The sequence below is a fragment of the Paenibacillus sp. EC2-1 genome (assembly GCF_049311625.1).
In the GTDB taxonomy this organism is placed as follows: Bacteria; Bacillota; Bacilli; order Paenibacillales; family Paenibacillaceae; genus Paenibacillus_AQ.
In genome coordinates this window covers 5,179,187-5,202,290 of sequence record NZ_CP186006.1, presented here as the reverse complement: position 1 = coordinate 5,202,290, position 23,104 = coordinate 5,179,187, and the positions used below count along the sequence as shown (strand labels likewise).

22 protein-coding genes are annotated in these 23,104 nt (G+C 44.8%); 14 read left to right on the top strand and 8 right to left on the bottom strand.

What is annotated here, in order from left to right; translation table 11 throughout:
• Positions 1-106 precede the first annotated feature (106 nt).
• The 6 genes from ACK8P5_RS24405 (at position 107) to ACK8P5_RS24380 (ending at position 6,047) form a co-directional block, all read left to right on the top strand.
• Positions 107-352, top strand: coding sequence for a glutaredoxin family protein (locus ACK8P5_RS24405; RefSeq protein WP_422658762.1), 246 nt, complete (start codon positions 107-109; stop codon positions 350-352).
• A gap of 201 nt (positions 353-553) precedes the next feature.
• Positions 554-877, top strand: coding sequence for a metal-sensitive transcriptional regulator (locus ACK8P5_RS24400; RefSeq protein ID WP_422658761.1), 324 nt, complete (start codon positions 554-556; stop codon positions 875-877).
• Positions 878-1,295: 418 nt separating this feature from the next.
• Positions 1,296-3,737: a heavy metal translocating P-type ATPase gene (locus ACK8P5_RS24395; protein ID WP_422658760.1), complete on the top strand. Its 2,442-nt coding sequence runs from the start codon at positions 1,296-1,298 to the stop codon at positions 3,735-3,737.
• A gap of 43 nt (positions 3,738-3,780) precedes the next feature.
• Positions 3,781-4,407, top strand: coding sequence for a nitrite reductase (locus ACK8P5_RS24390; protein WP_422658759.1), 627 nt, complete (start codon positions 3,781-3,783; stop codon positions 4,405-4,407).
• 447 nt (positions 4,408-4,854) lie between these two features.
• Entirely contained in the window at positions 4,855-5,265 is a 411-nt protein-coding gene (locus ACK8P5_RS24385) for a MarR family winged helix-turn-helix transcriptional regulator (RefSeq protein ID WP_422658758.1), read from the top strand.
• A 29-nt stretch (positions 5,266-5,294) separates the two neighbouring features.
• Positions 5,295-6,047 (top strand): SDR family NAD(P)-dependent oxidoreductase, encoded by a 753-nt coding sequence (locus tag ACK8P5_RS24380; RefSeq protein ID WP_422658757.1) that lies wholly within the window; start codon positions 5,295-5,297, stop codon positions 6,045-6,047.
• Between the two features lie 77 nt (positions 6,048-6,124).
• Here the strand turns inward: ACK8P5_RS24380 and ACK8P5_RS24375 are convergent, their stop codons facing one another.
• On the bottom strand, positions 6,125-7,165 hold the full coding sequence (locus ACK8P5_RS24375; RefSeq protein WP_422658756.1) for an LLM class flavin-dependent oxidoreductase: 1,041 nt from the start codon (positions 7,163-7,165) through the stop codon (positions 6,125-6,127).
• A gap of 193 nt (positions 7,166-7,358) precedes the next feature.
• Positions 7,359-8,645 (bottom strand): serine--tRNA ligase, encoded by a 1,287-nt coding sequence (serS, locus tag ACK8P5_RS24370; protein WP_422658755.1) that lies wholly within the window; start codon positions 8,643-8,645, stop codon positions 7,359-7,361.
• A 468-nt stretch (positions 8,646-9,113) separates the two neighbouring features.
• On the opposite strand from serS, the gene ACK8P5_RS24365 reads away from it, so the two are divergent.
• The 3 genes from ACK8P5_RS24365 to ACK8P5_RS24355 all read left to right on the top strand — a co-directional run bounded on the left by ACK8P5_RS24365 (position 9,114) and on the right by ACK8P5_RS24355 (position 10,597).
• Entirely contained in the window at positions 9,114-9,839 is a 726-nt protein-coding gene (locus ACK8P5_RS24365) for a threonine/serine exporter family protein (protein WP_422661574.1), read from the top strand.
• Between the two features lie 19 nt (positions 9,840-9,858).
• A complete protein-coding gene (locus tag ACK8P5_RS24360; RefSeq protein ID WP_422661573.1) occupies positions 9,859-10,302 on the top strand; it encodes a threonine/serine exporter family protein in 444 nt (147 codons plus the stop codon).
• A gap of 145 nt (positions 10,303-10,447) precedes the next feature.
• Positions 10,448-10,597 carry a hypothetical protein gene (locus ACK8P5_RS24355; RefSeq protein WP_422658754.1) on the top strand — a complete coding sequence of 50 codons (150 nt, stop codon included), beginning with the start codon at positions 10,448-10,450 and terminating at the stop codon, positions 10,595-10,597.
• A gap of 69 nt (positions 10,598-10,666) precedes the next feature.
• Here ACK8P5_RS24355 and ACK8P5_RS24350 read toward each other — a convergent pair whose 3' ends face one another.
• From ACK8P5_RS24350 to ACK8P5_RS24340, 3 genes are read right to left on the bottom strand one after another with little or no spacing between them, the layout of a single operon-like run.
• Positions 10,667-11,539, bottom strand: a complete 873-nt coding sequence (locus ACK8P5_RS24350; protein ID WP_422658753.1) for a class I SAM-dependent methyltransferase — start codon at positions 11,537-11,539, stop codon at positions 10,667-10,669.
• A 49-nt stretch (positions 11,540-11,588) separates the two neighbouring features.
• Positions 11,589-13,391 carry a cache domain-containing sensor histidine kinase gene (locus ACK8P5_RS24345; protein ID WP_422658752.1) on the bottom strand — a complete coding sequence of 601 codons (1,803 nt, stop codon included), beginning with the start codon at positions 13,389-13,391 and terminating at the stop codon, positions 11,589-11,591.
• A complete protein-coding gene (locus ACK8P5_RS24340; RefSeq protein WP_422658751.1) occupies positions 13,388-15,058 on the bottom strand; it encodes a response regulator transcription factor in 1,671 nt (556 codons plus the stop codon). The genes ACK8P5_RS24345 and ACK8P5_RS24340 overlap by 4 nt, the downstream gene beginning before the upstream one ends.
• Positions 15,059-15,279: 221 nt before the next feature.
• On the opposite strand from ACK8P5_RS24340, the gene ACK8P5_RS24335 reads away from it, so the two are divergent.
• From ACK8P5_RS24335 to ACK8P5_RS24315, 5 genes are all read left to right on the top strand, one after another.
• Positions 15,280-16,668, top strand: a complete 1,389-nt coding sequence (locus tag ACK8P5_RS24335) for an ABC transporter substrate-binding protein (protein WP_422658750.1) — start codon at positions 15,280-15,282, stop codon at positions 16,666-16,668.
• 85 nt (positions 16,669-16,753) lie between these two features.
• Positions 16,754-17,650 carry a carbohydrate ABC transporter permease gene (locus tag ACK8P5_RS24330; RefSeq protein WP_422658749.1) on the top strand — a complete coding sequence of 299 codons (897 nt, stop codon included), beginning with the start codon at positions 16,754-16,756 and terminating at the stop codon, positions 17,648-17,650.
• Positions 17,651-17,662: 12 nt separating this feature from the next.
• Positions 17,663-18,538: a carbohydrate ABC transporter permease gene (locus tag ACK8P5_RS24325; RefSeq protein ID WP_422658748.1), complete on the top strand. Its 876-nt coding sequence runs from the start codon at positions 17,663-17,665 to the stop codon at positions 18,536-18,538.
• A 45-nt stretch (positions 18,539-18,583) separates the two neighbouring features.
• Positions 18,584-19,513, top strand: a complete 930-nt coding sequence (locus tag ACK8P5_RS24320; protein ID WP_422658747.1) for a dihydrodipicolinate synthase family protein — start codon at positions 18,584-18,586, stop codon at positions 19,511-19,513.
• A gap of 98 nt (positions 19,514-19,611) precedes the next feature.
• Complete coding sequence (locus ACK8P5_RS24315; protein WP_422661572.1) at positions 19,612-20,343, top strand: HAD family hydrolase; 732 nt, start codon at positions 19,612-19,614, stop codon at positions 20,341-20,343.
• Positions 20,344-20,359: 16 nt separating this feature from the next.
• On the opposite strand, the gene ACK8P5_RS24310 is transcribed toward ACK8P5_RS24315, so the two are convergent.
• The 3 genes from ACK8P5_RS24310 to ACK8P5_RS24300 all read right to left on the bottom strand — a co-directional run bounded on the left by ACK8P5_RS24310 (position 20,360) and on the right by ACK8P5_RS24300 (position 22,682).
• Positions 20,360-20,842 carry a glutathione peroxidase gene (locus ACK8P5_RS24310; RefSeq protein ID WP_422658746.1) on the bottom strand — a complete coding sequence of 161 codons (483 nt, stop codon included), beginning with the start codon at positions 20,840-20,842 and terminating at the stop codon, positions 20,360-20,362.
• A 132-nt stretch (positions 20,843-20,974) separates the two neighbouring features.
• Positions 20,975-21,154: a CsbD family protein gene (locus ACK8P5_RS24305; RefSeq protein WP_422658745.1), complete on the bottom strand. Its 180-nt coding sequence runs from the start codon at positions 21,152-21,154 to the stop codon at positions 20,975-20,977.
• 73 nt (positions 21,155-21,227) lie between these two features.
• Positions 21,228-22,682, bottom strand: a complete 1,455-nt coding sequence (locus tag ACK8P5_RS24300; protein WP_422658744.1) for an alpha-amylase — start codon at positions 22,680-22,682, stop codon at positions 21,228-21,230.
• Between the last annotated feature and the right edge of the window lie 422 nt (positions 22,683-23,104).

Below are 23,104 nucleotides of genomic sequence, written 5' to 3'. Positions count from 1 at the left end.
GGGTATCCGATTGTTTATTGGAGTAGATCTAGATAGGGTGGGGGGCTATGTGTTATAATGGAACCAAAGCACCATCGTTTCATTATTTTTGAAGGAGGGCCTTCCCATGAAGAAGCTGAAAGTTGAAGTATACACAACGCCAACCTGCGAAGACTGCCGGAACTTCAAGAAGTTTCTGAATGAACATGATATAAGCTATAAGGAATATAGTATCGCTGATGAACCGAAGTATGCTGATAAACTCCGGAAACGTTCTGGAAAAACGCTGGTTCCTACCATATATATTAATAATCAGGAGTTTTTTGGATTCGTATTTAATCGTCAGGAGATTGAAAAGTTGTTGTTAGGCTAACGATAATACAGATAGGTTTTTGAAAGACGGCTGCCTGCTAGGTGGCTGTCTTTATCTTCAATAACGAAATATACAGCTTAGAAGAGCTGTTTATATAGATGGCTTCTTTTAGAGTATAGGAATACGAGAGGCTACAAGATCGGCATCTATACGTTGTGATCGTAGCTATTGTAAGATATGTATATCAGGAGGGGATCGTAAGTGGAAACAGATAATCACTCACACGAGTCGTGTGGCGTTTCAGGAGAACGGAAGAGTCATCACTCGGATAAAACCAAGAGCAACTTAATCAGTCGTTTGAATCGGATTGAAGGACAAATTCGCGGCGTGAAGGGGCTTATTGAGAAAGACACTTACTGTGACGATGTGTTAAACCAGATCTCATCGATCCAGTCAGCACTTAATGGGGTGGGTAAGCTGCTGTTGGAACATCATATGAAGAGCTGTGTAATCGAGAGAATTCAAGAAGGTGATGATGAAGTCATATCAGAGCTTCTCATTACAATGAATAAATTAATGAAATAATGTTTAATTCATTAGTACAGGCTGCAAGAGCAGTGGAATGGCAGTAAGCCTACTGCTGATCATAACACCAACAGTAAATTGCCACCCGTTATGCGGAGTGGCTTTATTATTTATTTTTTTGTAGGAAATTAGGCTTTCTTTTGCTTGACAAATATAGGGTAGGGGGGTAAACTAAAGTTCGTAAAGAGTTGAAATGTTCAACCGACGATCACCGACGATCAGATCAAAGGAACAGTGAGTGTGACTTTAGAATCGTGCTGGGTATGAGTGTCTGGAAGCACGGTAACGATAATGGCAATAAGCCGAGCTAGAGTATATGTTACGAGGTTGAAGATTCGAAACTTGAAGGAAGATGGAATTCATGAATACATGGTTATCTAGATTGCATGTAATCGATGGGAAAGAGGTGTATTGAGCCATGGGAGCAGCAAATGAATCACTCCAGAAAGAGCTGAAGAAGACTACGCTACAGCTAACAGGTATGACCTGTGCAGCTTGCGCGAATCGGATTGAGAAAGGGCTCAGCAAGATGGAGGGTGTGCAGGAGGCGAATGTGAACTTTGCGCTGGAAAGAGCGGCAGTTAGCTTCGATCCGAAGATGGTCACCGTTCAGCAGATGGAAGAGAAGATTGAAAAGCTGGGATATGGTACGACGAAAGAGACTGCGGATCTACAGTTAATTGGTATGTACTGCGCGGCATGTGCGGTTAAGATAGAGAAAGTCGTTGGTAAAATGCCTGGCGTTTCTAGTTCAGCTGTAAACTTTGCAATGGAGAGTCTGCGTGTGGAGTATAATCCGGCGGAGGTTAGTGTCACAGATATTCAGCAGCGAATTGATAAGCTTGGGTATCAGGCAGTGCCGAAAGAAGAGCAGCAGGATAAGACAGAGCATCGTGAGAAGGAGATAAAGAAACAGAAACGTAAGCTGATCATCTCTGCGATACTGTCACTGCCCCTGCTCTGGTCTATGGTTAGTCATTTCTCATTCACTTCATGGATCTGGATACCAGATGTGTTTATGAATCCCTGGTTCCAGCTCATACTGGCTACGCCAGTTCAGTTCTACATTGGTAAGCAGTTTTATGTAGGGGCATATAAGGCGCTGCGTAATAAGAGTGCGAATATGGACGTACTTGTGTCTCTGGGAACGTCAGCCGCCTATTTTTACAGTCTGTATTTGACGATAGATTGGGCTCTAGCGGGAGCGAGTGCTCACCACGGACCTGCAATGTATTATGAAACGAGTGCAATCCTGATTACACTTGTCCTTCTTGGTAAGCTATTCGAGTCTCTGGCCAAAGGCCGGACCTCTGAAGCGATTAAGACACTGATGGGACTTCAGGCTAAGACAGCCGTCGTTGTTCGTGATGGGCAAGAAATGTCCATTCCCGTTGAGCAGGTCATGCGCGGAGATGTAGTCATTATTAAACCGGGTGAGAAGATTCCGGTAGATGGCGAAGTTGTGGAAGGAACGTCGGCTGTAGATGAGTCGATGTTGACAGGTGAGAGTATTCCGGTAGAGAAGAAAGCCGGGGATGTAGTCATCGGTGCTACGATGAACAAGAACGGTAGATTGATGATTCAGGCAACGAAGGTAGGCAAAGAAACTGCACTTGCCCAGATTATCAAGGTGGTAGAAGAGGCCCAGGGCTCTAAGGCTCCGATCCAGCGGGTGGCTGACGTAATTTCGGGTATATTTGTCCCGATTGTTGTAGGTATAGCAGTCGTGGCTTTCTTGGTTTGGTATTTCGTAGTGACGCCAGGTGACTTCGCACGCTCGCTTGAAATAGCTATAGCTATTCTGGTTATAGCCTGCCCATGTGCGCTTGGTCTTGCAACACCAACCTCGATTATGGCAGGTTCGGGTCGTGCTGCAGAGCTAGGTGTGCTGTTTAAAGGCGGCGAACATTTGGAGTCCACACACAAAATCGATACGATTATTCTCGATAAAACTGGCACAGTAACGAAAGGAAAGCCAGAGCTTACGGATGTTGAGGTTCAGGGAATCGATGAATTAGAGTTCAAACGTCTCGTTGGGGCAGCAGAGAGAAATTCGGAGCATCCACTTGCAGAAGCGATTGTTGCTGGTGTTACAGCTGAAGGCTTAACCCTCCCACCAGTGGATGAGTTCGAAGCGGTCCCAGGATACGGAATTCGCGCGGTTGTAGACGGTCGCACGGTATTGGTGGGTACCCGGAAGCTTATGAACAAGCATCAGATTGAAATTGGTGAGGCAGATACGCGGATGTCTCAGCTTGAGACCGGAGGGAAAACTGCAATGCTGGCTGCTGTAGATGGTCAGTACGCGGGTCTAGTAGCTGTAGCGGATACGATCAAGGAAACATCGAAAGAAGCTGTGGCTCGGCTGAAGGCCATGGGTATAGATGTCATCATGATTACTGGTGACAATGAGCGTACAGCTCAAGCGATTGCTAAGGAAGCCGGCATTGACCACGTTCGAGCTGAAGTGCTCCCGGAGGGGAAAGCAGAAGAAGTGAAGAAATTGCAGCAACAAGGTAAGAAGGTAGCTATGGTCGGAGATGGAATCAATGATGCACCAGCACTAGCGATGGCAGATATCGGAATGGCTATTGGTACAGGTACCGATGTAGCTATGGAAGCCGCAGACGTTACGCTCATGAAAGGCGATCTGAACAGTATTCCGGATGCCATCTATATGAGCCGCAAAACGATGTCAAATATTCGGCAGAATCTGTTCTGGGCGCTAGGATATAACTCTCTGGGTATTCCGGTTGCCGCCCTGGGTCTTCTCGCTCCTTGGGTAGCGGGTGCAGCCATGGCACTGAGCTCGGTGTCGGTTGTGCTCAATGCTCTCAGACTACAACGGATGAAGGTGTAAAGTTGTAAGGGAAGCGTTATATAGAGGGGAGATTCGGGGAGATATGGCGGTTAAAAAGTTCGCGGTTACACCGGGTTTCGAGGTCGGAGGGACTCTCTTCCGGCCGGAACAGCTCGCTGTACTCGGTTCGATCCTAGGACCGGATGCAGAGATTGAAATGACCACCTTCAAACAGTTGTACGTGGCGATGGACGAAGAACGAATGCCTGAAGTGCAGGAGCAATTGGAGCAGGTAGGCTTGGAAGTGCACCCTGCCGGGTTTCTCTCCAAAAGCCTCATCACATGTAACTTTTGCCGGGGGGCTGAGGATGCAGGTCTGGATGTAGCTAAGAAACTCGACAAAGTCGTGGCAGATCATGTGGTACCAAGTCCGCTTAAGATTGGATATGCTGGGTGTGCTTTAGGCACAAGCGAACCTCTTATTAAGGATATTGCTGTGGTGAAGATGAAGGATGAGTTTGATATTTATATCGGGGGAGAATCCAAAGGAATCAAGGCTAACCTTGCTCAGATGTTCATAAAAGGGCTCAAGGAAGAGCAGATTTTTCCGATCGTCAGTCGTTTGATCTCAATTTTTCAGGAACATGGTAAGAAGAAAGAGACTTACGCTCGTTTTGTAAAAAGAATAACACCAGAGAAGCTGCATGAGCTGGTAAGCGGCATCTCGTAGTGAAGAGTTCAAGAATATGGCACTGTATCATAGGGATACGGTGCTTATTTTGTTATGTTTTGGTGAAATTATATTAAGAGGTTAAAATGAATTGATAGTATATAGGTATCATAAAAAAATATTTTTCGTGATAAAAATCTAGGAGATTTGTCACAAGAATATGCCAAAATACGATAAAATTCGACAACTAACAAGAGTGATCATTATCACACCAATTCTTCGTTTTTCTTCGTTTTACTCTCTTTTTTGAAGGTTAATATATTGTACAAGGAGTTCGGGTCAGGTAATTCCTAACATATCAGGGATAACGCAACATTGACTATTTTGTGAAGCAGGATTAAGCTTGAATTGTTTAAAGGTTTTAACTTCTTAATGTTGTAGCGTTTAAGATGGAAGATGATAGATTTGAGGTGATGGATTCTGGACAAGAAAAGGAGGCTGTCATACTTGGTTTCCAATCATGTAAACAGTCTTGTTGCCGGATTCGCTAAGCTGCTAGACAATGATCTGACGGCATCTCAATACTTTATTCTTCAGATGCTTACGGATGATGAAATGCGGACTTGTTCAGAACTTGCTAGTTCCCTAGGAGTAACTCTATCGGCTGTTACCAACTTGACCAACAAGCTCGTCAGCAAGGAATATATAGAGCGTGTTCCAAGCCAGACGGACAGACGAATTGTTTACCTGCGGATTACAGATCAAGGCCGAGGTTATATGTCACGAATGCTGGAGCGATACAAGGAATTGACCGAAGGACTTTGGTCTGATTTCTCCGAGCAGGAAGTCGAGCTTTTAATTTCATCATACGAGAAGATGATCAAGCGCTTACAACAGCAACATAACCAATACAAGTGACGAATAGTCACATACAGGAGGTATTCCTAATGGGAAGATTAGATAACAAAGTAGCTATCGTTACAGGTGCAGCAGGTGGTATGGGTAAAGCAGACGCACTTCTTTTCGCAAAAGAAGGAGCAAAGGTTGTTATTACTGACCTTCAAGATGATAAATTGAATGATGTTGCAAAAGAGATCGAAGCACTGGGTAGTGAAGCACTTGCAATCAAGCATAACGTTGCTTCCGAAGAAGATTGGATCCGTGTTGCTGACGAAGCGGTTGCTAAATTCGGCAAGATCGATATTCTTGTAAACAACGCTGGTATCTCCAGCTCTACTCCATTCATGGAGCAAACGGTTGAATCTTTTGAGAAAGTGATGAAGATCAACGTTACTAGCATTTTCTTGGGTCAAAAATATGTGATTCCACATATGATCAATGCTGGTGGAGGTTCCATCATTAACATCTCTTCCATCGCTGGTCTTACTGGCGGTAGCGGCGCAGGCCCTTACACAGCAAGTAAAGGCGCTGTACGTATGCTGACTAAAGCTACAGCAGTTGATTTCGCTAAGCACAACATTCGTGCAAACTCCATTCACCCTGGATTCATCGAAACACCAATGACTGTAGAAATGTTCAAAGATGAGAAAATGTCAGCTTGGTTCAAGTCTATGACTCCATTGCCACGTCTAGGTAAAGCAGAAGATATCGCAAGAGCGGTATTGTTCCTAGCTTCTGACGAGTCTGATTACATCACTGGCGTTGAGCTTCCTGTAGACGGCGGATACACAGCGAAGTAAGCAAACAAAAGCTATTATAATCTTATACACGTAATACTAACAACCCCTTGTAGATAACAAGGGGTTGTTTTGTGTTGCTATTTTGTAGCAATGCCTACTTCTGCAAGCAGTTCATAGGACCGCAGACGAGCCTTATGATCATAGATGGCTGAAGCGACAATAATTTCATCCGCACTTGTCATGTCCATGAAGCGATCCAGTTGTTGGCGAACAGTAGCTGGGCTTCCAATTGCGGAGAAGCTTAAAGTGCGTCCGACAATAGCTTTTTCCTGCGGGGTCCAGACATCGTCCATGGAATCCACTGGCGGCTTGAGCTGACCTGTACGGCCCCGAATGATGTTCAGGAACTGCTGTTGAGCTGAAGTGGCAAGTCTCTGAGCCTCTTCATCTGTATCTGCGCAGATCACATTAAGACCTATCATGGCGTACGGCTGCTGTAAAGCTTCTGAAGGTTTGAAGTTACTGCGATACAGATCGAGTGCAGGGAGCAGATAATCTGGTGCAAAATGGCTGGCGAACGCAAACGGTAGACCTAATTGTGCCGAGAGCTGTGCGCTGAACCCACTTGATCCCAGCAACCAGATTGGAACGTCCAGACCTTCGCCAGGCACTGCTCTAACTCGCATAGAGGAGCCGGAAGTTGGATGGAAATAATTGCGAAGCTCTCCCAGTCGTTCAGGGAAATCTTGTCCGTCACTACCTGGGCCCCGGCGTAAAGCTCGTGCTGTCAGTTGATCCGATCCCGGCGCTCTCCCAAGACCGAGGTCAATACGCCCCGGAAACAGAGATTCTAGTGTGCCGAATTGCTCTGCTATGACGAGTGGGGAATGGTTTGGCAGCATAATGCCACCAGCACCGATCCGCATGGTATGGGTACCGGCTGCGATATGACCAATTACAACGGACGTCGCTGAGCTTGCGATACCTGTCATGTTATGATGCTCAGCAAACCAGTAGCGATGGTAACCCCATTTCTCTGCATGCTGCGCAAGATCCAGCGAATTCCGAAGCGATTCAGCGGCTGTGCTGCCTTCCGTAATTGGAGCCAGATCCAGAATGGATACCGGTATATTGTGAAGCTGTTTGGATGTATGTGTAGATAGATCATGTTCCGTCATCTAAAATAGCCTCCTCAAGTTTATACTGTTTAAATTATAGCACAGTTATATTATATACCTAGTGAGACCATAACAAAAATCTACATACCAACTTTATCCGTCCTTCCATTAAAAATAAGCCAAGGCACATCTGTCATGGTGGATGTGCCTTGGCCTCAATAGTTTTCTATATATTGTGATTAACTTCGCCGGTTTAAGGCTTGATTCGATCCATACCATTCAAGTATGGCTGCAGAGCTTTCGGAATGGCAATCGATCCATCTTCCTGCTGATGGTTCTCAAGCAAAGGGATAAGGATACGCGGCGAAGCAACCGCTGTATTGTTCAAGGTATGGCAGTACTGCATGTTACCTTCCTGATCTCGGTAACGGATGTTCGAACGGCGTGCCTGGAAATCTAGCAGGTTCGACGACGAATGGGTCTCTCCATAGGTACCTCTGCTTGGCATCCAGGTCTCGATATCATATTGTTTATAAGTCTTTTGCGACATATCTCCTGTACAGACGGCCATAACTCGGTAGGGAAGCTCAAGCTTCTGAAGAAGCTCTTCAGCATTGGCGGTGATTTCTTGAAGCATCCGTTCCGAAAGTTCATGATTGGCCTCGCATAAGATGACCTGTTCGACTTTAGCGAATTGATGGACTCGATACAGACCACGTACATCCTTACCTGCCGACCCGATTTCGCTGCGGAAACAGAGCGAGGCAGCCGCTAGCTTCAGCGGCTCGGTGACATCGACGGTCTCACCGCTGTAGTACGAAACGAGCGGAACTTCAGAGGTTCCAACCAGCCATTTGTTTTCATCTGGAATATGGAACGTCTGGTCTTTACCAAGCGGGAAGAAAGCTGTATTCATAAGAGCCTCCGTCCGCACCATCAGAGGTACATCGAACAAGGTGAATCCTTTGCTCACGAGCATATCCAGTGCAAGCTGCTGCACGGCTCGATGAAGCAGAACGCCAACGCCGGTTAAATAGTAGTTACGGCTACCAGCAGTTTTGACACCTCGTGGAATATCAATCATCTTATGCATTTCGCCGAGTTCTACATGGTCTCTAAGTTGGAACTCGAACATCTTGGGTGTACCGACACTTCTAATCTCTACATTGTCTTGGTCCGAGGTCCCGATCGGGGTATCCGGCGAGACGATGTTAGGAACAAGCATTAAGAGTTCAGTATATGCTGCCTCGATCTCTCGAAGTTGTTTCTCTTCCACGGTTAACTGTTCATTGATGTTCTTGACGTTTAATCTGATGGGCTCAGCGAGCTCTCGGTTACCTTCCCGCATCAGAACACTAATATCCTGTGTAAGCTGATTTCGCTCTTGGCGAAGCATCTCTACTTCCTGCAACAGCGTTCTACGCTGCTCATCAAGTTCCATTAGTTCCGATATCGATAACGAAATTCCTTTCTGATCTGCTACTTTCTGAACTTCTTCTTGGTGCTCTTCCCGTTCTTTAAGCCATTTCATGTCAATCATGTCTACCAGCGCTCCTTTTTTTGTGTAAATACCAAAAAAGCGTCCTAGTCCGTATGGGACGAGGGACGCTTGTGCGCTCGCGGTGCCACCCAAATTGATCAAACCTCTGAAGTTTCAGGGTTCAATCCACTTTGATTCCGCGGTAACGGGCGGGTCCGGTTAACTTAGGGGGAACTCCCCTTGACGAGAACGCCTCAGAGTTGGAAGCTCTTCATTGGCCTGATTTCTATATTGTAGACATAGTATAACGCAAGCTTATATTTTAATTCAAGGTGTTTTGCCTAACCTATTCATAAAGCTATAGGCATCGATGTGCAAAGCATGTTTCCTGTAACACATCACTTCCCTGCCGTATTACGGTGCTTACCCAAGGCAAAAATATTATAATAAAGCTACATTGTAATTGGCGCGACCTTAGAATAGGGAGGAACAGCATTGGACAAGCTGCTGCAACGTGAGCATGAGATCATGAAGGTCTGTCTGCTCGCGGGTAAAATCATGCTCCAGAGTGGGGCGGAGACCTACCGCGTAGAAGATACGATGATGCGGATTGCCGCATCTTATGGGGTGGATAACAGTCATAGCTATATGACCCCTACAGGTATTATATTTTCAGTTGAAGAGCCGCAGCACATTACGAGGCTCATCCGAATATCGGAGCGCACGACCAACTTGAATAAAATAGACCAGGTGAATACGATCTCTAGAAGCATCAGTCAGGGGGAGCTAACGATCTCGGAAGCTTATCGTTCATTACAAGATGTGGAGCGAGCGAAGCCGAATTATCCGTTACCGCTCTTAATCCTCATGTCTGCGATTGCAAGCGGCTGTTTTCTTATTATGTTCAGGGGAAGTTGGCATGATTTTATCCCGGCTTCGATTGCAGGGGGGCTCGGGTTTTCTTGTTATGTTTTTATGCACAGGGTTATTCCAGTTCGATTCTTTGCGGAGTTCTCTGGAGCAATGATTATTGGTATATCCGCGGTATGGTTGGTGAAAAACGGCTTTGGAGATCAGATCGATATTATTATCATCAGCTCCGTGATGCCACTTGTCCCGGGACTTCTCATTACGAATGCGATACGTGACCTGATGGCAGGACATCTAATCTCAGGCTTGTCCAAGGGGGCAGAGGCTTTCATTACATCGTTTGCGATTGGTGCAGGTATTGCATTTATGTTGTCATTCTACTAGAAGGGGAGGCGAACAGATGATGATGTATGTTGAGCAGCTTGTAACCAGCTTCATCGCTTCCGCTGCCTTTGGGATGATCTTTAATGTGCCGCGAAAGGCACTGATGCAGTGCGGTTTTGCTGGTATGATTGGCTGGATCTTATACATATGGCTTCAGAATATGGAAGTGAACCCCATAACTGCGACAGTCGTCGCTGCATTCTTGGTAACCATGATCAGTTACTATTTTGCGAAAAAATACAAAACACCCATTATCGTATTCAGTGTATCCGGCATAATTCCACTTGTTCCAGGTGGCCTCGCCTACGATGCGCTCCGTCATGTTGCTATGAATGAATATGATCTTGCCGTTCAGCTCGGTGCTAGAGCTTTTATGATTTCCGGTGCGATTGCGCTAGGTCTGATTCTCGCGGAAGTAACGAATCAGGTGATCAAAAAGGTTGCCCCAGTTCGGCGACCATAGAGAAAGAGTTATAGTGCATGTTGAATCAAAAAAGGTTATTAATGTCATAATTTGGACATTATTTCTAATAAATGCGAGATAACTTTCTTCTGCCTGCAGGCGTTATACATAATAATGCTCATGGAAGGGATGCAGGTGGTGGGCCGTGAACGAGAAAGAAATACTGAACATAAAGGTTATTGTCTATACCTTGCTCAGTACACTTATAATTCTTGCAGGCAGATGTGATCGGAAGCTTGAGTATATGCATGATGAGATCGAACCGGAAGCACAGAAAGGCCATCAACCTGAATAAGATAGAATTTTTGAGATAGACCGAGGAGCTCCATCCTCGGTCTACTTATATATGAGAAGTACAACCAATTTATTTGATCCCCAGACGCATCCGGTAGCTGAACATCACTTCGCGCGACTCTCCTTGGAAAAAATCCTCCACCTGTTGCCTAAAGGTATCAATCGTAGGAGTGAGTTCATCTATTCCTTGCCGGAATAAGGCCTGAATGCCGCCTTGACTGATGGCAAGCCCTACATACCTTTCCGCTGTACAAGACTCCATATGGTGAAAGACGACTTCTTTGGCAAACCGGAACAGCCCGCTTTCGCGGATATGCTTCAGATGCTCGTTCTTGTTTCCTTTGCGTGCCTTCTTACTGTCATCCATATGTTTATTAATTAATTCATCACTTAACTCAATGAGCTCGTGGTAAGATTTCTCGATTGACCAGTGCAGACTTGGAGGCCAGTCACAATCATAGACCGCAAAGATCCCGCCTGGGTGCAATAGGCGTGCCGCTTCCTTCAGTGTACTTGCGGGCTCCATCCAGTGGAATGATTGCGAACACGTAATGATATCCACCGAACTTGTTTCAAGTGGAATCTGGTTCGAGTAGCCGGCGATAAAAGAAATATGTTCGGTATGATCTCTTTGTTCTTGAAGTTTCCTCTCTGCTTTTCCTCGCATATCATCACTTGGTTCAACGCCGATAATCTGACGGGCATAGTCCTGCCATACAAAAGAAGATAATCCTGTTCCACAGCCGATGTCCACGACAAGACCTGGATTTCGCTGCAGGTAACCGGTCAAAATATGTACCACTTCTTCAGGTGCCTCTGGTCGAAACAGGTCATAGGTGTCCTCATATCCAGAGAAACGTTCTACATTACTCAGTCGATTGCCTTCTGGAATAGGACTTGTAGTCTGTATTCCCGATTCTAGCGGATTTGACTGTTCTCTCATCATCTTTTCTCTCCTTAACTCGAGTACTATACTTTCTTCTCCTGATGGTTCAGGGTTGATGCGGAAGTGCAGGCATCTTAATGGTAATGGTCGTTCCTTCGCCTAGTACACTGTCCAGACAAATGCCGTACTGTTCCCCATAATGAAGACGAATACGCTCATTGACATTGACGAGTCCGATATGGCTATCATCATCTTCTTTGTGACTCTTGAGCCGATCGCGTAAAGATTGAAGCTGTTCTGTACTCATGCCAACACCATGATCGCGGATCGTAATAAGCATCTGATTGTCCAATCGATCCGTAGAAATCTCAAGCAGACCCGGACCTGCTTGGCGCTCTAGACCATGAATAATGGCATTCTCCACGAGCGGTTGAAGTGAGAAATGCAGCACTTGAAGGGATTCCGTCTCTTTTAGCACATGCTCTTCATATTGAATTTTATCGCCAAAACGCATCTGTTGCACTTTTACATATAAGCGAATATGCTCCAGTTCCTGATGCAGTGGGATAATCGTCTTGCTCATCTGGGTGTGAATACGGAATAATTGCCCGAGCGTACCAACCATTTCTCCAATCTCACGCTCCCCGTTAATGATTGCTTTCATTTGAACAGATTCAAGAGCATTCGCGAGGAAATGGGGATTGATCTGGCTTTTCAGCGCCCCAAGTCTAGCCACACGCTGCTGGACCTGAGCCCTCGAGGAGCGTTCAATATAGTTCTGCAGCTCTTCCACCATACGCCGAAGTCCTTGATACAACACACCAAATTCGTCCTTTCTTGAGCTTCCCAGCTCCACATCGAAATTGCCGGATCCGACCTTTTCAACTTGTCTCTTCAGAAAAATGATCGGTTTCGTGACACGATGCCACATCAGAATCATGAACAGTACAGCCATTCCAATCGACCCAATGGCAAGTCCAAGCATCATTTTGCCAAGAAGCGCTGAGCTACGGGTCACTTCTTTCTCATTCATGTATTGAATGACCTTCCACCCGGAATAGGGAGAGGTTACAAAGTTAAAGAACGAATTATAGCCTTCGAAAGGAGTAGTAAAGCTACCGGATGGCTCATCTAGGACCTTATCAAACATCTGGTTATCGATTTCAAGCGGATTCGAAATATCCATGTCCTTAGAAGCGTAAATGATTGATCCGGATGGGTCTGTGATAATGAAATTCCGTTCGGTGTTCTCCGACAGGTTCAGAATTTCACTTAAAGAATCGAGTCTGATATCAACAAGAAGTACGCCTAGTGGCTGTTTTCCGCCCGTTTTGTTGATGACCCGTGCAATGGAGAGAACCTTCTCCGTAGACTTCTTATTGTAAAAAGGAGTATGCGTACCGAAAATGACAATGCCGCCCTTTTTCTCTAACGTCTTTTGGTACCATTCATCCTGTTCGAAGTCATCATAGTTAATATCTGAACGATTGAAGTTGGCGGAGTAGAACAATTGATGGCCTGCATAGATTTGTACGCTGTTTACATTCTTGATCGTCATTTCAAGCGTGCCAATAAAGTGTTGGATGACGGACTGATAGGTAATCGTCTGATCGATCTGGGGGTTTCGGTTCCAATTCTCAAGCGCATTCTGGAGCTGCCCATCGAGATGAGCGTATAAGGTTCCCTTTTCAATACTTTGTAAATACTGATCGATATTGAAAGAGAGATTGTTCAGAATGAGATCGGAGCTGTTCTTGTACTCTGCCTTTACCGTCTGTAGAGATACATAGTAAATGATACCCGAGATAATGATTAGGGGAATGGTAATCGTTAGGATCATAAGCGCAAAAATCTGCGTGTTTAAATGGTTTCTATAAAATAATTTATGAATGCCAAATGGACTTTTCAATCGATCATCCCCATTTTTTTACGGTAGTCTGTGGGTGTCATGTTGGTGAATTTACGAAACATTTTTACGAAATGTTTATAGCTCGTATATCCACACATATGGCAGACGTCAGTCATTAACGTCTTGGATTGCAGCAAGCATCGTTTGGCGAACTCGATTCTGATCTCGGTAACAAAGGTCATATAATTCTTATTCAGCTTGGTTTTAAACAACCGGCTTAGATAAGAAGGGTTATAGAAGAATTGATCCGCCACCATCTGCAGTGTAACGTCTTGATCTATATGTTGAATAATAAACTCTTCAATACGCTCGAAAATTGCCCCGTCTAGTGACTCTTCCTCTCCGCCGGATTGCTGCGCTTCAACTTGAAGCTGAACCATCCAGTGGGATAACCAATCAAACATCGCTGTCATCGAATCGAAGTCATCCAAGAAGGTGAGGTGCAGCAGTTTCTCGTGGTACCGTTCCTCCATATTTAATCCGTGTTTACTTGCAAATCGCATCGCAACAGTAATGATCTCCTGTATATAAGGAAGCCACTGATCCTGGACATACTGTCCGACTTTTGACTCCGCATCCACAGCTATACGATGCAGAAACTCTTTTAACGGTGAAGCATCATGTTGCTCTAAGCAGGCTAGAAATTTGACCTTATCCTGGTCAGTGAGGGAGAGCTGTGTTCCTTTTACAAGACTTAGGTTTGAATGTTTCACCTCAAAAATAGATCCACTCGCTGGATGGAAACGCTCGAATAGTGATTTATCTGTCTGTACAAGCAGAGAGGAGAGCATCTTGAAATCTTCAGCTAACGGTCCTATGGATAGATACAGATGAACCTGATTAAAAGCCCCTTCTTGATGAAGAATAGCCGTGAGCTTATCTCGTGTGTCTGATCCTAGATAAGGAGCGCAATACTCGGATTCACCTACAACTGTAAACGCATACAATTTTGAATGGCTGAGATAGCTTAAAAAGGGTGGCAAGGTGTTGGTAGATGCGTGAGTGTGGGTTAACAATGAGGTTAGAATTCGTTCGGCATTTTGTCGCCACCATGCTCTCGTTTTTAGAGCCGGAGATGAAGCTGGTACATAGGACAGGACAATGGGCTGAAGCTTGAACCCTTTATACATATCTATATAAGCACTTAATTCTTCGCGCAGCTCCTGTTCAGCAGTCTCTGATAGATTACGATCTTCTAGTAAGTATTTCACGATTTGACTCCGCTTGAGATGAACATAATCCTCTGATTCGTGGGCAAGTGCTAATAGGTTCTCTTGTTCTTTACGTCTCTTCTCAAGCAGTTCTATGCAATCCTGAATGGTCTTCATGCTCTCCTGATATTGTAGAGGTTTTAATAGATAAGCGAATACGTTGCCGAGCCGAAGAGCCCTCTGTGCATAAGAGAATTCATTGTAACCAGACCAGATGACAAACAGGGTAGTAGGTAGCTTCTCACGGAGCTGCTCTATCATTTCTAGTCCATCCATCAGTGGCATTCGTATATCTGTAATGACTAGATCAGGCTGCTCTTGCAGAGCTACTTGAACGCCCTCAGCACCATTTTCCGCTTCATAGATAAGATGAAACCCAAGCTCCTCCCAGTCAAAATACTTGGTTAATCCTTTACGGATTAAAGGCTCATCCTCGACAATCAGTAGTTTATACATGATCCAAGCCTCCGTCATCTCAGTTTAGTAGTTATTGTATCGGAAGAGTAGAGGAGGGTACAACATATTTTGCAGACGAGGGATGGAAAGGAACAGGGGACTAGGTCAAATATGAGGTATGAAAGTAAAATTAAGGGTATTTCACAAAGATTAATAGCAACTTACAATGATAAATGTAAGCGCATCACATTATAGACTACTAAATATTGAGGGGGCAAGACATGAAAGCGTTTAAAAAAGGACTCATGACGGCACTGAGCATTGTGCTGATTGGATCATCTCTTGTGGCATGCGGATCCAAAACAGCAGAACAACCAAAGAACGAAGAACCTGGTACGACAACTCCTCCGGCAGAGCAGAAAGAAACACCGAAGAACGTAGAAATTACATGGTGGAACTTTCCTAGCTTCCAGCCGCTAGACGGAGAAGCCGGTAAGTATGAGAAACAGATTATTGAAGCTTTCAACAAGAAGCATCCTGAAATTAAGGTCAACTTGGAGATGCTTACGTTTGAAGCAGGTCCAGAAAAGCTGAATGTTGCCATCGCATCAAATACAGCTCCAGACGTCATTTATGATGCACCAGGACGGATTCTGGATTGGGCGAAAAAAGATTTGCTTGCCCCGCTTGATGATATGGTCACTGATGAAGTTCGAAATGACATTTCACCAGCACTGTGGAAGCAGTCGATGGTTGGTGACACAACCTATATGTATCCAATTAACACCGCTCCATTCATGATGGGTGTTAACAAAACGATTTTTGAGAAGATCGATGCACTTGACCTGCTTCCTCTGGATCGCCCGGATCGTACTTGGACACTGGAAGAGTATGAGACAGCGCTTAAAGCTGTTAAGGAAAAAGCTCCAGACATTATTCCTTCTGGATTCTTTGCCAAGAGCCAAGCTGGCGACCAAGGTACAAGAGCATATCTTGCTAACCTGGGTAATTCCCGCTTCTTCACTGAAGATTATGCACAAGTTGCAATTAACACAGATAAAACGGGAGCAGCTCTGGACTGGATCGTTAAAGGTGTCAAAGACAAGCTGATTATTTCGGGTTCCGAGTCTCTTACAGCTGCTGATGTAAACGATATGTTCCTTCAAGGTAAATTGGCATTCTCCATTAACTATTCACCGGTTCTCAGAGCGCAGAATAATCCACTGAAAAAAGAACCGTTTGAAGACATCTTGCTGCCTTTCCCAACGATTGATGGTGCTAAACCACAATTGGAGCCGTACCTCGGCGGAATGGCTGTATTCAACAATGGTAACGAAGATAAGATTGCTGCATCGAAGAAACTTGTTGATTTCATTGCGAATGATGAAGAGTGGGGTAAGAAGAACCTGATCCAAACAGGTGGACTGTCTGCACGCAATTCCATCACAGGTCTGTATGATGATCCTGAGTATGCATATGCGGAAAAAGCACGTGAGTTCTACACAGATCCTCCAACAATCGTTGATGGTTGGGCTGAGGTTCGTACGTTCTGGTTCCCTGAATTGCAGCGTGCTCTGCTTGGTGTAGCATCAGGTAAAGAAGCACTTGATACATTTGCTAAAAATGCGAATGAAGCCATTACGAAAGCAAAAGCTGACGCTGGAAAATAAGTATATATAATATTCAACTGTTCGGAGTAGCACGAGTAGATAAGTGCTACTCCTTTCAACAAGATATGGAGTGAGGGAAACGATCATGGAGACTAAGATCCGTAAGGCGAGTCCAGGCATGGTGCGTGACTGGATGATGAGTTATTTGTTTTTGCTTCCGGCATTCGGTTTTTTCATTATCTTTGTAGCCTATCCGATGCTTAAGGGGATTTACATCAGCTTTTTCAATTATTCTCTGCGAAAATTTGAATTTACAGGGCTCGATAACTATATTCACCTATTTCAGAATGAAAACTTCTTAAAATCGTTGTGGAACACCTCATTATTAGTATTGATTGCTGTTCCAATTGTTATCGTATTTTCAATCTTTGTCGCGATGACTATTTATCGTAAAAAAGAAGCTTCACGCTCATTTTTCAGAGGTGTGTTCTACTTACCTGCCGTTTCTTCCGTTGTAAGTATTACCGTGGTATGGGGCTGGATCTACCATCCAAACTACGGTGTGCTCAATTACCTGACTGGTATGTTCGGAGCAGATCCAATCTCGTGGTTAGGAAACCCAAAGACGGCCCTGCTATCCATCATTGCGGTATTGATCACAACCTCAGTAGGACAGCCGATTATTCTTTATGTCGCATCCCTGGGCAATATTCCAAGCTCTTATATTGAAGCAGCTCAGATCGACAGGGCTTCCTCCTGGCAAATATTCAGGAAAATTATTTGGCCGATGTTAATGCCGACCAATCTCTATATTATCGTGATCACCACAATTAATACGTTCCAGTGTTTCGCTCTTATCCAGTTGCTTACTTCAGGAGGTCCATACTACAGCACCTCAACAGTTATGTATGGTGTATATGAACAGGCATTCAAGCTTGGAAACTTTGGCATGGCTTCCGCCATGGGAATTATACTCGCTGTAGTGATAGGCATAATATCCATCATCCAATTTAAATACCTTGGCAGCGATGTGGAGTACTAGGAGGATAAAACGATGAGTTCACCATTACAAGTTGGGCTGAGCACAGGAAGCCCTAAATCCAAGCGTTTAAAAAAATGGAGCGTTGGTTCAATCCTGTCAAACACACTACTAATCTTTCTAACGATATTCTTTATCTTTCCTTTTTATTGGATCATTACGGGGGCCTTTAAGCGCCAGACGGTGGCTACACAAATTCCGCCAGAATGGTTTCCGCTCCAGCCTACACTTTCCAACTGGGAGGAGTTGTTTCGGAATCCAGTATGGCGATGGACGTTCAACAGCTTCTTCATCTCCTTCGTCGAGATGATTGCCATCTGTCTCGTGGCTTCCCTTGCAGGTTATGTACTCGCGAAGAAGCAATTCCCAGGCCGAAAAATTATATTCACGATGTTTGTAGCTGCAATGGCCCTTCCTAAACAAGTTATTCTAGTACCTCTCTTCACGATGCTTGCTGACTTCGGGTGGGTCAATACATATCGCGGTTTGATTATTCCAGCCATCGGATGGCCCTTCGGTGTCTTCTTAATGAAGCAATTCTCCCAGACCATTCCAAGTGAGGTATTGGAGGCTTCCAAGATCGACGGCTGCTCGGAAGTGCGGATGTTCTCTACGATTGTACTTCCACTGTTGACCCCGGCTCTTGGAGCCTTGGCGATCTTCACCTTCATTGGCTCCTGGAACGACTATTTCAGTCAACTGATTATGACCCGTTCAACACCGATGATGACATTGCCGCTGGGTATCGCCACATTACAAGGAGAGTTCACAACCAACTATGGTGTCATTATGGCGGGTGCTGCGCTTGCATCTCTGCCGATGATTGCGATCTTCCTCTTGTTCCAAAAGGCGTTTACACAAGGGATTACCATGGGTGCTGTGAAAGGCTAAGATCATACAGTAATACAAATTGAACTCAAAAGGACGGGATTATCTGTGGCAACGGTTAACTTAGATGCATTCAAAGGAATCATCGTAGCTATGTATGCATGTTACGATCAGAATGGGGACATTCATCAAGAAGGCGTGAAGCAGCTTGTTCGTCATTATATAAACAAAGGCGTGAAAGGATTGTATGTAGGCGGAAGCAGCGGAGAAGGGATGCTTCAAACTACTGAGGAACGCAAACTTGTTCTTGAGGCTGTGATGGAGGTTGCTGGCGATTTAACGATTATTGCCCATGTTGGTGCACCGTCAACGCGTGAGAGTGTTGAGCTTGCGCAGCATGCCGAATCCGTAGGCGCACACGCTATTTCTGCCGTACCATCTATCTATTACAGACTGTCACCGAATAGTGTAGAGAGCCACTGGCAAGCTATGATTGATAGTACTGCGCTGCCATTCATTATTTATCATATCCCACAGACGACCGGGTTCCATCTCTCGAAGTCTCTGTTAACTAAAATGGCCGCACAAGACAAAGTCATCGGTGTCAAAATCTCGTCAGAGAGCACTTATGAACTCCAGCAATTTAAGGAAGCTGGTGGAGATCATTTCCTCGTCCTTAATGGCCCAGATGAACAGTATTTAGCCGGACGAAGTATCGGTGCTGATGGTGGTATTGGTGGTACCTATGGAGTTATGCCGGAGCTGTTCCTCAAGATTGAAGCATGTTATAGGAATGGACAGATGGATGAAGCACGGGCTTGGCAGTATAAAGTCAATGAAATCATTAATGAGCTGCTGTCTTATCCGTCACTTTATGGAGCTTGCAAAGCGATTTTGCGGCATCAGGGTGTCGATTGTGGAGAGGCAAGGCTTCCGCTACTTCCTGTGGAGCGTAAAGATGATGATCGAATCTCTGTACTCGCAGGTAAGATTCAGCAGTATGTAAATCAAGCGTGTGAGTCGACTGTGGAAGCGTAATGTAGGCTTGGTTGTAGACCTAAGACATTGAGGCCTTAGGCAAGGTGGACTACAATAGAAAGGTAGGAGATGAAACAGACCAGAAAGAGGGAAGACCATTGCCTTTACATGAACATAAGAAAGCTGTTTTTTTTGATGTGGATGATACATTATATGACCATCTGACTCCTTTTCGGAGAGCAGTGGATGAGATTGCCCGCCCTGCGGGCGATTTTCCGTATGAAGCGGCTTATCACAGACTGCGATATTATAGTGACATATTGTCTTTGGAGCTGGGCGGTGCAGGTTCCGCAGCGTATGATCTTGCAGTGGAGGAGATGAGAAGACGCCGCTTTCAGCTTGCTTTAGAGGAATTTGATATCGATCTCAGTTCAGATCAAGCCAATCAAATGCAAGCAGCATATATCGGATGTCAGTATGACATACAGATGTTTGATGGTGCACGTGAATTGCTTCAGCAGCTGGCAGCGGATGGTCATATTATTGGTTTAATTACGAATGGCCCCCTTCAGCATCAGATGAGCAAAATTGCAGCGATGAATTTGGGGGACATCATCCCAGAAGATCGGCTATTTATATCGGGAGCCGTTGGCTGGGATAAACCGGACAAGCGTATTTTTGCTTATGTGAATGAGATCACAGGAACCAGTCCAGAGCATAGCTTTTATATCGGGGATTCATGGCGGAATGATGTAATTGGCGCTTTGGAAGCAGGCTGGAGCATGATCTGGTTTAATCACCGGGGTATAGAGCCAGAGACGGAGCATCGTCCGCATTATACCGTAGCGAGCTACGCGGAGCTGGGCGAAGTCTTGAAAGCCCAGCTCTAACACGCTCTAATGGAATTTAATTCCCAAGCAATTCTTTGATGTGCGCTTCGATCTTCTCTGGTGTATCCGTTGGAGCAAATCGCTTAACAACCTTTCCGTCTCGGTCCACTAGAAATTTGGTGAAATTCCATTTGATACGCTTGGTACCGAGCGCACCTGGAGCTTCGGAGGACAGATATGTAAACAGCGGGTGTGCACTTTCTCCATTGACGTCAATTTTGGAGAACAAAGGGAAAGTGACACCATGGTTCAATTTGCATGCCTCAGCGATATCCGTATCGTTCTCAAGCTCCTGATTCATGAACTGGCTGCTAGGGAACCCGAGCACAGCCAGACCCTTATCATGATATGATTCGTGCAGTTTTTCCAAGCCGCCGAACTGAGGGGCGAACCCGCATTTGGTTGCCGTATTGACGATCAGCATGACCTGACCCTTGTACGCTTCTAGCTTCTGACGACTACCGTTAATTGTAGTAACCTCGAAATCATAAATAGACATGGGCACAAGCTCCTTCTATATCATTTGATAAAAGAGTATACGATTTCTATTCTACACAGTTTCATCTATAATTCGAATTCAAAACCCCCGGCCTCAGAGACCGGGGGTTCATTATATATGTGTCAGCTTAGCTTAGTGCTTATCTTTAACTTCGCCGACTTTTTGTTGAACTTCACCTTTGGCTTTGTCCACTTTACCCTCAGCCTGCATCGACTTATTGTTCGTAGCGTTCCCGACTTGGTCCTTTACTTCGCCCTTCGCTTTGGAAACGCCGCCTTTGATCTTATCTCCGAGTCCATTATGATTACTCATGATTAACATCTCCAATTCGTATTAGGATACAAGTAATTACCCGCACTGCCTATGATCCAAACAAGCTTATCATTTAAGTATTTAAGGCCCATACCGATACACTACCGCCATTCACGGGGAAGACAGCAAATCCATCCTCGCCAATAGTAATATGATCTTCTCGAGTATTGGTGAGGTCAACCCAAACTTCTCCTGCTCGCTCAGTGCCTACATTCATCCGTTTGCTGCCTTCATCACCATTGGAGATTACGACCGCACAGCCAGATCCTTCAATCTCAGGAACTCCAAATCGTACCCAGCCAATCGTATTGGCATGATCGAAATAATCCTCCTGCTCACCATAAGCCTTATGATAACGGGCGTTGAGCAGCGGATCGATGGCGATTTGTTTGCCAGGTATAGGAGTTTCCCCGCCGATTCCATAATAATCACCGTAGAATACGACAGGATAGCCATCTTTACGTAGTAGGATTAAGGCGTAAGCGCTCTGCTTAAACCAATCCTCTATCCATGATTCCAGTGATTCATGAGGTTGTGAATCGTGATTGTCCACGAAGGTGACCGCATTCATCGGGTGAGATTGAACGAGAGTGTCGTCTAAGATCTTGCGAAGATCGTAATCTCTTCCTGCTTTGGATGCAGCATGCAACTTATAATGAAGAGATACATCAAATAGATCAATCTTATAATCGATGGTGTCGAGGAAATTTCGGCAAGCGTCGAGCTCTGGGTTCCAGAATTCACCGACCATATAGAAGGATTCTCCGTACGATTCCTTAATTGCGGAGGCAAATTCTTTTATATAATCGTGATTGATATGTTTAATAGCATCAAGGCGGAATCCACTGCATTGCAGTGTATCGACCATCCATTTGGCCCAATCCGTCATTTCACGGCGGACATCTGGGTGGCTATAATCAATGTTTGCGAACATCAGGTAATCATAGTTACCAAATTCATTATCAACATTCTCACTCCATGACTTATTCTCACCAATAATGCGGAAGATACCTGTGCGGTCTTGGCTCGCATCGTAGTCTGTCCCATTAAAATGATTGAAGTTCCATTTGAAGGATGAGTATGTATCACCCCGCCCTGGGAATGTGAATTTGGTCCAGCCTTCGATTTCAAAAGGTTTCGATATATCTTTGGTTCGGTCCATTTCATCGACTTGTATGACTTGGAAGCGTTCTGTGGCATCAGCACCTGCTTTGTGATTCATGACAAGATCTACATAGACAGCAATGTCGTTAGCTTTACATGTCTGAATTGCCTCGATTAGCTCCTCTTTCGTACCATATTTCGTCCGAACGGTCCCTTTTTGATCAAATTCACCGAGATCGTAAAGATCGTATATGCCATAACCCGTATCCTCTGCAGATTGTCCCTTGGTAACGGGAGGAATCCATACCGAATTAATCCCTACTTGCTTTAACTGAGGTGCAGCCTCTTTAAGTCGTCTCCAATGTGACCCATCCGCTTTAACGTGCCACTCAAAAAACTGCATGATGGTATGATTTCTTTCCAATGATCCCATCTCCTCTATAATATGAATCTATGACTTGTATATGAAGCTATCTTCTATAGATCTAGTTACCCACGAAGTGGAGAGAGTTAAACTTTCCTATGTATTATAGGGTGGGATCACTATTATTTTGCCCAATTTACAGATAAAAATGACAATCACTCAAGGCGTAGTTAATTTCAGATAATATGCCCTTTTTTTGCCTGAGTGTCTGTGATATAATAGATTCCGGTTGTTTAACGCAAGACCTGCTTTTAAGTTTTCATAGAATCGAATTGATCTGCAGTCTAACATTTCGGGATATGAGCTACATATACTCGTGAATATATAATCAGGTAAATGGGTGAATCTATTCTATCTAGGATAAAAGTCACTTTCATGGCCTAACTTTTCTCGCAAGGGAGAGTTAGGCCATTTTTTATTTC

Excerpts from the sequence above, each read along its gene's own strand:
- ACK8P5_RS24405 (WP_422658762.1), top strand. The coding sequence starts at position 107 with ATGAAGAAGCTGAAAGTTGAAGTATACACAACGCCAACCTGCGAAGAC.
- ACK8P5_RS24395 (WP_422658760.1), top strand. The coding sequence starts at position 1,296 with ATGGGAGCAGCAAATGAATCACTCCAGAAAGAGCTGAAGAAGACTACG.
- ACK8P5_RS24390 (WP_422658759.1), top strand. The coding sequence starts at position 3,781 with ATGGCGGTTAAAAAGTTCGCGGTTACACCGGGTTTCGAGGTCGGAGGG.
- ACK8P5_RS24380 (WP_422658757.1), top strand. The coding sequence starts at position 5,295 with ATGGGAAGATTAGATAACAAAGTAGCTATCGTTACAGGTGCAGCAGGT.
- ACK8P5_RS24375 (WP_422658756.1), bottom strand. The coding sequence starts at position 7,165 with ATGACGGAACATGATCTATCTACACATACATCCAAACAGCTTCACAAT.
- serS (WP_422658755.1), bottom strand. The coding sequence starts at position 8,645 with ATGATTGACATGAAATGGCTTAAAGAACGGGAAGAGCACCAAGAAGAA.
- ACK8P5_RS24365 (WP_422661574.1), top strand. The coding sequence starts at position 9,114 with ATGAAGGTCTGTCTGCTCGCGGGTAAAATCATGCTCCAGAGTGGGGCG.
- ACK8P5_RS24360 (WP_422661573.1), top strand. The coding sequence starts at position 9,859 with ATGATGTATGTTGAGCAGCTTGTAACCAGCTTCATCGCTTCCGCTGCC.
- ACK8P5_RS24350 (WP_422658753.1), bottom strand. The coding sequence starts at position 11,539 with ATGAGAGAACAGTCAAATCCGCTAGAATCGGGAATACAGACTACAAGT.
- ACK8P5_RS24340 (WP_422658751.1), bottom strand. The coding sequence starts at position 15,058 with ATGTATAAACTACTGATTGTCGAGGATGAGCCTTTAATCCGTAAAGGA.
- ACK8P5_RS24335 (WP_422658750.1), top strand. The coding sequence starts at position 15,280 with ATGAAAGCGTTTAAAAAAGGACTCATGACGGCACTGAGCATTGTGCTG.
- ACK8P5_RS24330 (WP_422658749.1), top strand. The coding sequence starts at position 16,754 with ATGGAGACTAAGATCCGTAAGGCGAGTCCAGGCATGGTGCGTGACTGG.
- ACK8P5_RS24325 (WP_422658748.1), top strand. The coding sequence starts at position 17,663 with ATGAGTTCACCATTACAAGTTGGGCTGAGCACAGGAAGCCCTAAATCC.
- ACK8P5_RS24310 (WP_422658746.1), bottom strand. The coding sequence starts at position 20,842 with ATGTCTATTTATGATTTCGAGGTTACTACAATTAACGGTAGTCGTCAG.
- ACK8P5_RS24305 (WP_422658745.1), bottom strand. The coding sequence starts at position 21,154 with ATGAGTAATCATAATGGACTCGGAGATAAGATCAAAGGCGGCGTTTCC.